Origin of the sequence: Chryseobacterium gambrini (assembly GCF_027920505.1) — a bacterium.
GTDB classification, from domain to species: domain Bacteria; phylum Bacteroidota; class Bacteroidia; order Flavobacteriales; family Weeksellaceae; genus Chryseobacterium; species Chryseobacterium gambrini.
Genome location: NZ_CP115857.1, coordinates 2,704,885 through 2,718,917, shown reverse-complemented (window position 1 = coordinate 2,718,917; position 14,033 = coordinate 2,704,885). Strand labels below are relative to the sequence as shown.

14 protein-coding genes are annotated in these 14,033 nt (G+C 36.8%); 3 read left to right on the top strand and 11 right to left on the bottom strand.

Annotation, left to right across the window (positions count from 1 at the left end; all coding sequences use genetic code 11):
• Positions 1-43: 43 nt before the first annotated feature.
• Positions 44-256 (top strand): hypothetical protein, encoded by a 213-nt coding sequence (locus PFY09_RS12260; protein WP_076393982.1) that lies wholly within the window; start codon positions 44-46, stop codon positions 254-256.
• Positions 257-363: 107 nt separating this feature from the next.
• The gene (locus PFY09_RS12255; RefSeq protein WP_076393980.1) at positions 364-744 is read left to right on the top strand and encodes a group III truncated hemoglobin; all 381 of its coding nucleotides are present in this window, start codon (positions 364-366) and stop codon (positions 742-744) included.
• 41 nt (positions 745-785) lie between these two features.
• Here PFY09_RS12255 and PFY09_RS12250 read toward each other — a convergent pair whose 3' ends face one another.
• From PFY09_RS12250 to PFY09_RS12200, 11 genes are all read right to left on the bottom strand, one after another.
• Complete coding sequence (locus PFY09_RS12250; RefSeq protein ID WP_076393978.1) at positions 786-1,856, bottom strand: calcium:proton antiporter; 1,071 nt, start codon at positions 1,854-1,856, stop codon at positions 786-788.
• A 65-nt stretch (positions 1,857-1,921) separates the two neighbouring features.
• Positions 1,922-2,260 (bottom strand): DUF6122 family protein, encoded by a 339-nt coding sequence (locus PFY09_RS12245; protein WP_076393976.1) that lies wholly within the window; start codon positions 2,258-2,260, stop codon positions 1,922-1,924.
• A 14-nt stretch (positions 2,261-2,274) separates the two neighbouring features.
• Positions 2,275-3,504: a hypothetical protein gene (locus PFY09_RS12240; RefSeq protein ID WP_228427546.1), complete on the bottom strand. Its 1,230-nt coding sequence runs from the start codon at positions 3,502-3,504 to the stop codon at positions 2,275-2,277.
• A complete protein-coding gene (locus tag PFY09_RS12235; protein ID WP_271159888.1) occupies positions 3,504-5,555 on the bottom strand; it encodes a hypothetical protein in 2,052 nt (683 codons plus the stop codon). The genes PFY09_RS12240 and PFY09_RS12235 overlap by 1 nt, the downstream gene beginning before the upstream one ends.
• 15 nt (positions 5,556-5,570) lie before the next feature.
• Positions 5,571-6,239 (bottom strand): hypothetical protein, encoded by a 669-nt coding sequence (locus PFY09_RS12230; protein ID WP_271159887.1) that lies wholly within the window; start codon positions 6,237-6,239, stop codon positions 5,571-5,573.
• Between the two features lie 182 nt (positions 6,240-6,421).
• The gene (locus PFY09_RS12225; RefSeq protein WP_271159886.1) at positions 6,422-7,141 is read right to left on the bottom strand and encodes a DNA alkylation repair protein; all 720 of its coding nucleotides are present in this window, start codon (positions 7,139-7,141) and stop codon (positions 6,422-6,424) included.
• A gap of 15 nt (positions 7,142-7,156) precedes the next feature.
• Positions 7,157-8,443: a cation:proton antiporter gene (locus PFY09_RS12220; protein WP_271159885.1), complete on the bottom strand. Its 1,287-nt coding sequence runs from the start codon at positions 8,441-8,443 to the stop codon at positions 7,157-7,159.
• Positions 8,444-8,470: 27 nt separating this feature from the next.
• Positions 8,471-9,100: a DUF4919 domain-containing protein gene (locus PFY09_RS12215; protein WP_271159884.1), complete on the bottom strand. Its 630-nt coding sequence runs from the start codon at positions 9,098-9,100 to the stop codon at positions 8,471-8,473.
• On the bottom strand, positions 9,097-9,483 hold the full coding sequence (locus PFY09_RS12210) for a hypothetical protein (protein ID WP_271159883.1): 387 nt from the start codon (positions 9,481-9,483) through the stop codon (positions 9,097-9,099). The genes PFY09_RS12215 and PFY09_RS12210 overlap by 4 nt, the downstream gene beginning before the upstream one ends.
• 3 nt (positions 9,484-9,486) lie before the next feature.
• Positions 9,487-10,728, bottom strand: a complete 1,242-nt coding sequence (gene hflX / locus PFY09_RS12205; RefSeq protein ID WP_108410217.1) for a GTPase HflX — start codon at positions 10,726-10,728, stop codon at positions 9,487-9,489.
• Between the two features lie 506 nt (positions 10,729-11,234).
• Positions 11,235-11,669, bottom strand: coding sequence for an META domain-containing protein (locus PFY09_RS12200; protein WP_271159882.1), 435 nt, complete (start codon positions 11,667-11,669; stop codon positions 11,235-11,237).
• An 88-nt stretch (positions 11,670-11,757) separates the two neighbouring features.
• Between PFY09_RS12200 and PFY09_RS12195 the strand changes: the two genes are divergently transcribed.
• Positions 11,758-13,959: a S46 family peptidase gene (locus PFY09_RS12195; protein ID WP_271159881.1), complete on the top strand. Its 2,202-nt coding sequence runs from the start codon at positions 11,758-11,760 to the stop codon at positions 13,957-13,959.
• The last annotated feature ends 74 nt before the right edge of the window (positions 13,960-14,033 follow it).

Genomic DNA, 14,033 nt, shown 5'->3' with positions numbered 1-14,033 from the left:
GAATACGAAGCGGGAAGATATTGTTAGATTTAAATTTATTAAAATGAAGAACTCTTTTACAGAATATTTAATAAAAAACGGATGGTTAGAAGTTAGTTGTTTAACGTATCAATTTCAAGAAAATAAATCTGTAGAATTGTTTTTTGATACTTCAAATCAGATCGAGTTATATATCAATAAAAAAAGAATATCCGGAAAATATCTTAAAAGCATTGAAGATTTGGTAAGTTTTTTATCTGATAAGAAATTAATCTGATTTACAGAAAATTGAATACTGTTTTCGTAAAAAACAAAATCCCAAACCTGAAATGTATCAATCCAGCCACAAAACATTTCCACACAATTTTATGCTAACTTTGGTGTATGAAAAAATTAGAATCAAGAGAAGATATTGAATATCTGGTGAATTCGTTTTATGCCAAAGTCGTTAAAGATGAGGTTATTGGCTTTTTCTTTAATGATATTGCTAAAGTAAAATGGGACAGTCATTTGCCGAAGATGTATTCGTTTTGGGAATCCATTCTTTTCGGACAGATGTCGTACAAAGGAAATCCGATGGGCGTTCATTTTCCGATCAATGAAATTCAGGCGATGGAACAGCATCATTTCGATCGTTGGCTGAATCTCTGGAAAACAACGGTTGAAGAAAATTTTGTGGGAGAAAACGCAGATCTGGCAATTTACAAATCTGAAAACATTGCCAAACTGATGGCTTTCAAAATGGAACTCGCAAGAAGACTCTAATGGTTTAAAGTTCTTTGTTGTGAGTTCAGTGTTTTTTTAAGTTACGGAACAATTACCGTGAAAATGTAGGCTGCAAGGTTTACCAATAAAACCGTTCCGTAGAGAATATTTGTTTTTCCGCGGCTTAAAGAAAGCATCACGATAAAAACAGAAAGAGAAAGCAGAATAATATCTTTCTTGTCCAGACCTAAAACCAGCGGAATATCATACAGGATACAAACCACAGAAACCGCAGGAATCGTGAGTCCGATACTTGCTAAAGCAGAACCCAGAGCAAGATTTAAACTCGACTGGATCTGGTTGCTTCGAGCCGCCCGAATCGCCGCAACACCTTCCGGAAGCAGAACTACCGCCGCGATAATGACTCCGACCAGAGATTTTGGAGCGCCCAAACTCTGCACCATATTTTCAATTGTGGCAGAAAGACCTTTTGCCATCATCACAACAATCGCCAGACAAATCACCAGAAAAGTAAAACTGATTGCCGTTTTTGAAACCGAAGGAATATAATTTTCTTCTGATTGCTCTTCCGGAACGATAAAATAATTTCTGTGACGGATCGTCTGAACCATCAGAAAGACTCCATAAATCACAAGACAGGCAATAGAAACAAAAATCAGTTGTGCCTGATTATAAAAAGGACCGTTTACGCTGGAGGTGAAATTCGGAAGAACCAAAGTCAAAATCAGGATGGAAACAATACTAACCAGATAAGTTGTGGCGGAAGTTCTTGCAAAAAACTGTTCGTAATATTTCACGCCGCCCACCAAAATACAGATTCCTAAAATTCCATTGAGAATAAGCATTACCGCAGCAAAAACCGTATCTCTTGCAAGCGTAATCGCCTGATCTCCTCCCGCAACCATCAGTGAAATAATCAGCGCCACTTCAATGATTGTAATACACAGCGCAAGAATAATAGTTCCGAAAGGTTCACCTACTTTATGTGCGACAACTTCTGCATGATGCACTGCAGATAAAACACTGCCCGTTAATAAAATTCCGGCAATTACATCAGACAGAACACCCGTCCCCATAAGTCCGGAAAAATAATAACCAACTGCAAGAATGGGAAAAATATACGTATAATGTAAAAAGTCTTTCAATTTCATAACTGTTCCTAAAATACAAAAAATCGATGACTTTTGAAATATCAAAAGAAAATATTAATGGTATTTTAATGATTCCAGAAATAAAAATCCTGAAAATCCGTCAACATATGAAGCAGTAATCCGATGGCTGCAATCCTGATATTTCCTTTAAAAAAAAGCATCAAAAAATACACCGCAATCGCATAATAAGAATGCAAAAAATGAAAACCGATGCTTCCGCGGTTAGGATCAAATATAGGATTCGCGAAAAGATGATCCACATCTACAAGCATGGTTGCTAGCAAAATAAGATACACTTTTTTCCAGTTCTTCCTGTAAAAGATTAGAGCAATAAACACGGGAAAAACAAAATGCAGGAAATAATGCGTGACGGGTTTTAGTAAAGTAATATGCAAAGCATCCATTGATTTTTATTTTTTTACCACCTTAAAATCAAAGGAAGGTCATCTTTTTTAAACTGTACTTTCAGACAATAATCCTGATCTCTGTTTCCGTAAAAAATATAATCAATATCGGAAATCATTTTCTTTTCCTTAGGTGATAATGTTTTTAAAAAAGACAGCAATAACGGATTATTTTTTACAAAAATATAATTTTCATTCAGATTGAAAGACTGCTGAACTGGTTTTCTTGTAGATTTTATTTTAAAACCTTTGCTATTCTGAGTGATGAGGTTAGGCTGAAAAGGAATTGCTGTGAACTGATTCTGGGCATTGATCCATTTTTTATTCTGAAAATACAGTTCCGTCTTTTCAGGGTTTAAGCTTTGAAAATCAATGATATAATTCGGCTGAATGATCTTCTGAAATGTTTTCTTTTCAACTTCATTAAAATTGTCATCGTAGCTGTAAGTAATGATCGTGTCATTCACCTCTTCCAGATGTACGGAAACTTTCATCTGATTAATGGATGAAGAATCTGCAAAAGTTTTATCAAAAAAAGAACTAAAAATTTTAATATTTTCAGCATCCAGTTCTGTTTCTAAAAAAGAATCGGTCTTCAATAGTTTTGAAATAGCCGGAGAGGGATCATAAGAATCAGACTGATTCCTGATTTCAATTTCATCATGTTTCAATTCGATAGAAAGATTATGGCTGCCTTTTTTTGTGTTCAGAATAATACTTCCTAATCCATTGGTAACGAGCGCGTCTGCATCAAAAAGATTTGCCTGAGAACTGTGAAATAACTGGTTGTTAATTCGCTCAAAATCATCACTGGAACTTCCGATAATGAGGTTTTTTCCAAGGATTTTAATAAAAACCTGATCTTTCCTGAACATCTGATTTCCCAGATCCGTAAACTTCTGCTGTTTCAGAAACGATAAAAAAGTCTTCGTGTCTTCCAGTTCAAAAACACTGTACCAGTTCGAAACTTTTGAATTTTTCAGATGGAAAACCTGCAAAAAATCGGGAATTTCCACTCCCGATTTTCTAAAAGATATTTTGTTTTTTCCTTTGCTTTCAAACCATAAAGAAGGATGCTCTATAAGGCTGTAAACATATTGTCTTGTCAGCTTTTTTGTATCAATCAGAATGATCGCATCTGCTTCCTGCGGAGAAAAAATCTTCGTATTTTGTTTATGGTAAAAAACGAAATACATCATCCCCGCAAAAAGTAATAGAACGAAGACAAAAAGTTTCTTTTTCATTATAAAATAGGCTGCTTTTTATCAGATTCTTTCATTTTATATACTTCATCAAAAACATCGAAGAAATACATTAAACTGTTTTCCGAAGCATTTTTAATGTTGTAATTAACTTCTGTTTCTATCTTTTCTCCTTTGGCTTCTGTTTTAAAATACACTTCGCCCAGATTTTTCTTCAGAAGATCCAGTGTTTTTCTTTCCGACGGAGTTTTAAACTCTTTCTCAAGTCCGACCATTAGTTTCTGAATGTCAAACCTTCCCGACAAAGGATATTTCGCCGAATCTTTTGCCCATTTTTCAGAGATTTCCGATTGGTTTTTAGCTGAAATATTCTCTGTTGAGGTCGTTGCGTAGACAATTCCGTCTTTTACCGTAAAGAATAACTTGTCGAAATATCCGTCATTTTTTCCTTCACTGAAGGCATAGAAATCTCCGTTTTTAGAGAATTTCTTAGCCGTTACTTTATTCGTGGTCAGCAGATTGAAAATACGGTTCCAGTACCCTTCATTTTCCGTAGCAAAAGCAAACGTGAAATTCGGAACAGCGATTTCTTTGGTTTTCTTCACTTCCTTTTCATTATAATCATCATCGTATTCATAATCCGTGTATTCTACGGTTTTGGATTTCAATTCGTTAAGGACGAAAATTCCGTTTCCTGGTGCGATCTTGGTAATGGCCTTTTCATCCAGAACAATCTTCATGGTTTCCATTAAAAGTTCCATTTCTTTCTGATAATCGCCTTCTCCGGAATCTTTCAACAGGCTGTACATCAGATCAAAATACTTATTTCCGTCTACATTAATGGCGTAATATCCGATGCTTTTATCGTTGATGAGAGCCGTCAGCTTTTTATTCTTTTTCCCTCTGTAAACAGAATTGATGCTCTTCTGAACCGCTTCATTTTTATGCTGATAACTGTTCACCAGTCTTACTTTATCATTGTCAAAATACAGATTGTAAGAAGAATTCGAATCGTATGCTTTCCCCATAAGATTTCCGAAAGGGTAGTGGCTCATAATTTTACCGTAAGCTCCGTTATTTACGATTCTTCCGTAATCCGTATACACAAAAACATCGGAATCCGCATCACGGAAAGACAATATTTCTTTGGAAACATCAAGCTCCGGTGCAGAACTGAAATAATCATCAAAATCCTTTTCCGCCAGTTTTTTGGTGATCTTAAACTTTTCGATCTTCAGAGAATCCATTTGTTTCAGATAAATGCTGTCTTCTTCCGTCTCCTCATCCATTTCTTCCTCCATATGCGGAAGTGTGTATTCGCTTTCTTTTTCAGAATAATTTTTGTCACTCGAATCTTTTTCTTCTTCAGGATATTTGTGGTGCTTTTCCAGATATTTAATGTCTTTTTCTTTCTTGGCAATTTCAGCCTTGTATTCTTTAATGTCTTCCTTTAGATATTGAATATCATCTTTCAGATATTTGATTTCTTCCTTGTAATCGAATGCTTTTTCTACGTATGCGCTGTCAACCGCAACGGCTGCGCTGTCCATAACAATTGCCGCACTGTCAATTGTTGCAGCGGCACTGTCTATCATCGCTTCATCATTCCAGTCGATTTTATAAGGTTTTTCATAGCTGATTAATTTCAGAACCGCTTGCTTATCATTCCAGGCAACGAACATTTCATCATCAAGATTAACGTACGAGTAATTTTTTCGTTTCGAAATTTCCAGTCCTTTTTTCTTGGATGAATTAATGAATTCCTGAAATTTTTCTTTGTTATCCAGCAGAAAATGAGCCGTATAGGTTTTTACGGAATCGTTGAAATTGGCATAATGATATTGTGTGGCATCATATTTTATCCCCGTTTTGGAATAATCGTTCCACGAAGCCTGTTTTTCTTTGTCTTCTTTGGCTACTTCAAGCAGAAAAGGATTCAGTTTCTGCCAGTTGATTTTCTGGTTAAGCTGCTTCCCGTTGATTTCCATGTAAAAAAGAACGTCTTTCGGAAGCTTCATTTTCTGTTGTGAAAAGACGAAGCTGAAAGCAAAAAGTAAAAGTAAAATTTGTGTTTTTTGTAAAATAGATTTCATGGTTGTCGATTGAAATTATTGAAAGAGAATGGTATTTTGTAGTTGTTTTTTCTGAAGGATAAAATCCAGAACGTTGGCTTCCAGTTTTACTGCTTTTTTGTTCGGAGAAAGCAGGTAAGCATTATTGGTCTGGGATTTTATGGTATTTTCAAACTGCATCACGGAAGTATATTTCGCATCGTTAAAGACTTCTTTATCCGCTTTGCTCATCTTGTCGTAATCATTTTTAAAACTGCTCACTTTATTTCTGGTGAATGTTTTTTTCTCCGGGCTCTGACTGTAAAGCTGTACAGGAACCATTTTTCCTACGATATTTTTCGCTTTCAGTTGTTCCAGTCCAGCATTGATGTTTTCAATTTTCTTGAAATTACAGCTTAATTTGATGATGTAGTTATCAAAATCCATTGAAGTCTTCACATTCGAAATTCCGGGAGTTGCTTTAAAAATTCTTGCTGCATCATTAATTTTAGCTTCAATTTCAGACCTTTTCGGAACTTTTTTACCGTTAATTGTTTCCATTTTCGAGATGGATGCCAATCGGGTCTTGCTTTTACTGGCGTTCAGAATAAGCGAATATTCTCCGCTTCCGTCTGCTTTTACGTTGATTTTGTCTAAAATATCAAAACAGCTTGTAAGAAGCAACAGAGGCAATAATAAAAGCAACTGTTTAATAATGTTTTTCATATTTGAGTTTTTAAATAATTTTCAAATTTACCAACAAAAGTTGAGAGTTTTTTATTTAAAGTTAACGAGGACAAATTAAAACCTGCATAACAACTTCTAAAAATCAAAGATTTTTAAAATTGTTGAGAGCATTTTTATTTATAATTTTCAACTTTAAATAAAATTTTAGGCAGACTAAATGTTTAAATTCTGCCTTTCAGATAATCCTGCCGGAGATCTTCGTCGAGTTTTTCAATGGCGTATCGAAGGCTTGTTCTGGGCATTTCTTTGTAATGTTTATTCAGAAAATTAATTAATTCCGCTTCGTTTTTTTCTCCCATTTCTCGAAGCAGCCAGCCGTTGGCTTTGTGCATCAGATCATGAGTGTGTTTCAGATTTTTAGTAACGAATTCTTTGGTAAGATCAAACGATCCTTTTTTTACATAATGCATCGTTCCCACAACAGCTATTCTTTTATGCCACATTTCTTCAGAATCCGAAAGCGTTCTCAGTAATTCATCTTTCTGGTTTTCAAAAGCATAGCGTCCCAGAATTTTATAACAGCTTGAATCTACCAGATCCCAGTTGTTAATGTGCTGTAAATGATTCAGATAAAACTCAACAATTTCATCTTTTACCGCTTTGTCTTTTGTTTTTTCAAACTTAGAAATTAACATGAATAAAGCCGTCAATCTGTGTTCATGATATTGGGAAGACAGTAATTTGCTGAGTTCTTCCATCGAAATTCTGGCGTAAAATTCTTTTGCAACAGAACGCTGATCCGGAACTTTTACTCCTAAAAACAAATCGCCTTCTCCGTATTCTCCTTTTCCGGTTTTGAAGAACTTCGGGAAAAATTCTGCTTTCTCGGGAATTGATAAGGTAACTAAAGCTTCTTTTATTTCTTTTAAAATGTCATTCATTTGATAATTAATAATTTAATCAGTATTATGTAAAGCAACACTTTCCTGTTCTTCTTCCTCTTTGGCAATCTTCTTCGGATTGGCAACTTTAGCAATCGTAAGTCCCTGAACGATAATTGAAAATACAACCACACAGTAAGTAATGCTTAAAACAATGGTACTGTTTTCATTTTTCGGAATAGAAAGAGCCAGAGCAATCGAAACTCCGCCGCGGATTCCGCCCCAAACCAAAACTTTTACTGTTTGCGGACTGAATCTTGTTCTGAAAGACATGAACTTAGTAGGTCCCCAAATTGAAATAAATCTTGCCAGTAAAACCACCGCAATGGCCAATAATCCCGGAATCATATAATGGCTTAAGTCTTTGATCATCAGTAATTCAAAGCCGATAAAAAGGAATAGAACTGCATTCAGGATTTCGTCGATAAGTTCCCAGAATTTGATCAGATAATCCTGTGTCACAGATTTCATTTTGAATTTTACATTAAAATTCCCCATGAATAATCCGGCGGCAACCATGGTTAAAGGTCCCGAAATATGCATTTGTCTTGCAATAAGATACCCTCCCATTACTACAGAAAGCGTTACCAGAACGGAAATAATATAATCGTCCACTTCACGCATCAGTCGGGAAGTAATCCATCCCAGAACAACCCCGAGTAAAAGTCCGCCACCTGCTTCTTTCAGCAACAGCAGACCAATGCTTTCCATATTCAGGGTTACTTCGTTTCCGATCGCAAGCTGAAGAACAACCGTGAAAACCACAACCGCCATCCCGTCATTAAAAAGTGATTCTCCCGCAACTTTGGTTTCCAGAGATTTTGAAACGTTTGCCTGTTTTAAGATACTCAGAACGGCAACAGGATCAGTAGGAGAGATGAGTGCGCCAAAAAGCAGACAATAGATAAAAGGCAGCGAAATCCCGACAAGAGGCAAAAGATAATACATGCCGAAACCCACCACAAAGGTAGAAATCACGACTCCTGCCGTTGAAAAAATCACGACAGGAACAAACTGCTCTTTGAGATCGTCGATATTAATATGAATTCCTCCCGCAAACAGAAGGAAATTTAGCATGGCTCCCATCAGAACTTCTGTAAAGTCGATCCCCGTCATTAAATTGTGAAGGTGTCCGAAAGTTATCGGCAAAACCGTTTCTCCAAAAGAAACTAAGAAAATGGAAACCACAATGGCGATCACCATAATTCCGATGGTACTCGGAAGCTTCAGAAATCTGTAATTAAGGTATGAAAATATGGATGCTAAAACAATTAAGGCTGAAAATGAATAGTATAATTCCACTAATTTGGTGTTTAAAATTTTTTGTGATTAATAATCGATATATAATACTTTGATGTAAACTTTGTTGCTGTCTTTTTCCCAGATATCAAGAATTCCGTCTTTTGCGGATTTTGATCCTCGTGTATATTCCTTTCCGAGATTCAGAATGTTCAGCAGAATGTATTCGTCGCCTACTGAATTCACGAGATAGGGTGTCTTTTCTGTTTTTCCGTCTCCGGAAGCCTTCATTCCGTCGGTTAACGCACGGAACTGACTGAGATGATACAGAAAATTTTCTCCGTCTTTAATGCTGTCATATGCTTTCAGAAGAATCAGCAGAATATCCAGATTGGTAGGATCTTTATCGTACAAAGCTTTTCCCTGTCTGATGCAGTCCTGAAAATTATTGCTCTTGAAAGCATCGGCTAAACTTTTAAACGCTTCATCCGTTGTAAAGAGCAGGTCTTCCCTGAAATTTCTTCCGTAGTAAAGATGCTGTGCTTCAAGCGTATCTAAAGATTTCGGATAGGCTTTGTATTTAAAAATCAGCTTGTTGTAGTTGTATTGAGACTTTTCGCTTTTAAGATCTTTCTCAATAGCTTTGAAATCTATTTTTGATTTCTGGGCAAAACCAAGAACTGAGATCAGCAGGAACAAGAGGAAAAAGTGATGTTTCATCGGTTCTTTTCTATTTTGTATTTGTTGTATAAAACGAGCATGACAAATCCTAAAACCAGCCGGAACAAAGCGGGCATAAAATAGGTTCCGGAAACATATAGGTCGTTGGTTATTTTTTCGTAAAGAAAATAAATCAATAAACAAAAAGGAGAAAGCAAACCTTTACCGTAGAGATAAATTTTAAAGAAAAGATGATTAAATTTAAGATCTGTAAAGAATGATAACAGAGCCAACAGGCAAACTGCGACTGTTATCATTCCTAAAATCTTTAATATCAGAATATCCGTTTCTTTGCTGATTCCTCCGATGCTTCCCAAAAAATTAATTCCTACCACGATCAGAAAAAAGTAATAGAATGTGTTGTTGGAAAACATCCTGTTCATGAATTATTGCTCTTCATGATCTTTTTCTGCACTTTCTTCCTCATCGTTATCGAAATATTCGAAAAGGAAATCGTTGTACGGGAATCTGGAAATATGGATCTTCATCACTTCGTCATAGATCAGCTTTTTCATTTCCGGGAAATTTTCTTTCGTAAGCGCCGAAATGAAAACCGTCGGATATTTGGATTTTGCCATCCATGTTTTTTTCCATTCTTCCAGAGAAATATTCTTTTTTGTGGAAGGCGTTAAATCGTCCTCGTCTTTTTTCTCATAGCTGAAATCATCAATCTTATTGAAAACCATGATCATCGGCTTCTGATGCGCATTGATTTCCATTAAGATCTGATTGACAGAATCAATATGGTCTTCAAAGCTTTCATGCGAAATATCCACTACGTGAATCAGCAAATCGGCTTCCCGAACCTCATCCAACGTAGATTTAAACGATTCAACCAATTGGGTAGGTAATTTTCGGATAAATCCAACCGTATCCGTTAAAAGGAAAGGTAAATTTCCGATCACTACTTTTCTTACTGTCGTATCCAATGTCGCAAATAGTTTATTTTCAGCGAAAACTTCAGATTTGGACAATGCATTCATCAAAGTGGATTTCCCGACGTTGGTGTATCCTACCAAAGCGGCACGAACTACTTTTCCACGGTTGTTTCTCTGGGTTGCCATCTGTTTATCGATGGTTTTCAGTTTGTCTTTTAACAATGAAATTCTGTCGCGGATGATACGTCTGTCGGTTTCAATTTCCGTTTCACCGGGACCTCTCATCCCAATTCCCCCTTTCTGGCGTTCAAGGTGGGTCCACATTCTTGTTAGTCGGGGTAAAAGATATTGATATTGAGCTAACTCCACCTGAGTTCTTGCATAGGAGGTTGTTGCTCTCTGTGCAAAAATATCAAGGATAAGGTTGGTTCGGTCTAAGATTTTGACTTCCATTTCTCTTTCCAGGTTTTTAAGCTGTGAAGGAGATAATTCGTCGTCAAAAATGACGGTTCCTATGTTGTTTTCTTTTACGTATTCTTTAATTTCCTGAGCTTTACCGCTTCCGATGAAGGTTTTGGAATCGGGCTGTGTGAGTTTCTGTGTAAAACGTTTATCTACCGTTGCTCCGGCTGTAAAGGCTAAAAACTCCAGCTCATCCATATATTCCTGAAGTTTATCCTCATCCTGATGTTGTGTAACAACCCCTACCAAAACTGCCTTTTCGTAATTATGTTCTTTCTTTTCTAGCATTAAATTCTGTCTGTATTTGTGAGATTTACAAGATACCATTTTTCAGGAAAAAATCCAAAACGAATTTTTTGGGGAGGATAGTGTACGCTTCGGCTCCGCTCAGCGCACGGTGGCGGGTTTTATTTACAATAATTTGTTTAAATGGAATCGCACTAAAGTACGCTGAGCGGAGCCGAAGCGTACAATTAAAGAAATACGGTAATCAAAATTCTCCCGAAATCCTTCGACTGTTGTTCGGTCATCCTTCGGAAAAAATCCTATTTTTCCGAAGCCGATCCGAAGAAGACCCGAACATGATCCGAAGAAATGGGTTTTCAAACCGGTCAAAAGCAGTCAAAACCGTTCAAAACCTATCAGAATTTTTTATGGTGGTGGAAAATGGACATTTTTGTGGTAATTTTAAGTCAGCTAACCGAAAAAAGCGGGTAAAGCAAAATGATAAAAAATGATAAAAATTTTTTAGCAAGATAAAATGAAGACGAAGAAATTAAGTAAGAACAAAGAAATCAATCCCAGTCAGACGCAATAAACTTCATCCTATTTCCCTGATCATCACTTAAAGTCAGAAAATGTCCTTCCACTTTGTAATGATTCATTGTTTTGATATTCCGGGAGAAATCGTTTTCCAGTTTCATATTCGGGCACGCCATTTCTGTTGAGACAACTTGCGAAATTTTTAATTGACTCTTCTTTTTAAATTCAGATGTAAAAAACAGTTTATTGCATCCCATAAAGGCGGAAGTTTTTATTTTCCCGTTGTCAGCAGGAGAAGTAAGATCAATTTTAGCATTGCTTTTTATTAATTCTTCTTTAGAGTAACTGCCAAAAGAAACCAGCATCCATTCTCTCTGGATCTGTGGATTTTTTACGGCTGCGGAAGAGCAGTTTAAAACAAAACTCAGGCACAAAACTGTTAAAATTGCAGTGAATATCTTTTTCATAAGCCACCGGAATCCATTTTCATACCATTCTCAGACATCAGACAGTAAAAAAATTACTAAATTAGCGACACAAAAATTATTTTATAAAATGAAAAGAATATTACTACTATTCACTTTCCTTTTAAGTTTTGTCCAGATGAGGGCAGACGAGGGAATGTGGCTGTTAATGCTCGTGAAAAGACTGAATGGGGTAGACATGCAAAAAGAAGGATTGCATCTTACACCGGAAGAAATTTATTCTGTCAATAATTCAAGCTTAAAAGATGCAATCGTAAGCTTTGGAGGATTCTGTACAGGAGAAATTGTTTCCAATCAGGGTCTTATTTTTACCAATCACCACTGTGGATATGGTGCTGTAGCTGCCGCTTCTACACCGGAGAAAGATTATCTGAAGAACGGATTCTGGGCAATGAAGCAGAAGGATGAATTCAATGCAAAAGATCTTTACGTAAGATTTTTGGTAAGAATGGATGATGCTACCCAAAGAATCAACGCTAAACTAAACAACAATATGTCCGCTGCAGAGAGAAAAGCTGTGATTGACGCTGAAACAAAAGCGATCCAGTCTGAAAACTCTGAGAACGGAAAATACACGGTAGTCGTAAGAGATTTCTTCAACGGAAACGAATTCTACTATTTCGTTTATCAGGATTATAAAGATATCAGATTAGTGGGAGCTCCGCCTTCTGCACTGGGAAAATTTGGAGGTGATACCGATAACTGGGAGTGGCCAAGACACACCGCAGACTTTACTGTTTTCAGAGTGTATGCTGATGCGGCGGGAAATCCAGCAGAATTTTCTCCAAGCAACGTTCCTTTAAAACCAAAACATTTCTTACCGGTTTCTCTGAAAGGAGTAAAGCCCGGAGATTTCTCTATGATCTTGGGATATCCGGGAAGAACCAACCGTTACCTGACTTCTTACGGAATTCAGCAGATGGTAAACAAAGACTATCCGGCTTGGGTTGAAGCTTCTAAATTAGCCATGGATGTAATGAAAAAATACATGGATAAAGACAAAGGAACTCAGCTGAACTATGCTTCCCAATATGCTTCTGTTGCGAACTACTGGAAAAACAGACAGGGTACCATTGATGCCGTTATTAAAAACGGAACCATTACAGACAAGCAAAAGATTGAAGAAAGATTTAAAACCTGGGCGGTACAACCTGAAAACGTGGTTGAGTACGAAACAGTTTTAGAAGATATCGGACTTTATTACAAGCAGACTTCAGACAGAAATGTGGAGAGAATGTACATGACGCAGCTTTCCAGAAATTCTAAATATTTTGCACTTGCATTGCAGGTAGGAAGCGTTCTGCAGGCATATGCAAAACAGGATATGGCAGGAAGACTGGCAATGAAACCAAAAGTAGAGGCGGCATTGAAATCAGCCTACGAAAACATCAATATCAAGCTTGAAGGAGAAATGATGAACTCTATGGTAAACCTTTACCAGACAAGAGTAAACAAAGATGTAGCTTCTGAAACCATTATGGGACTGGATGCTAAAAATCTTTCGAATGTAGCGTATTCTTCCATCTTCGCCAACAAAACTTCTGCAACGAACTTTATGCTGAATCCGGATCCGTTGAAACTGGATGCAGATCCGCTTTGGAAAATTGCAAACGGAATTATGGCAGACCAAAAAGCTTCTGCAGAAAGATTCGTAAAAATTGATGATAATTTTGCTAAAAACAACAGATTATTCTTAGCAGGATTAATGAAGGCAATGCCTGAGAAAAAATTCTATCCGGATGCAAACTCTACCATGAGATTAACGTACGGAACGGTAGATAAACTGCCAATCCGATCAGACAGAAACTACTTCGGGATTACCGATAACTATTATACTGATATGACAGGTCTTGTAGGGAAATATAAGAAAGGGGACGAAGAGTTTGATCTTCCACAGAGAGTGATCGATCTTTATAACCTGAAAGATTTCGGACAGTATGCAGATGCAAAAGGATATATGCCGGTAAACTTCCTTTCCAACAATGATATTACAGGAGGAAACTCCGGTTCTCCGGTGATCGATGCAGACGGAAACTTAATTGGTATTGCATTCGACGGAAACAGTGAAGCATTAAGCGGTGATATCGTTTTCGAACAGGAATGGCAGAAAACCATTAACGTAGACGTTCGTTTCGTTCTTTGGACGATCGACAAATATGCGGGTGCAAGAAGACTTATCGACGAATTACAATTGGTAAAAGACGAGAGCACTCCTGCAGACACCAAAACAAAAATGCCAAAAGCAACTCCTGCAAAAGGAAAGAAAAAATAATCTTTGAACAGATATGGGAGCCGCGAAAGTTTACTTTCGCGGTTTTTTTATGCTGAAATTTTACTATTTTAACC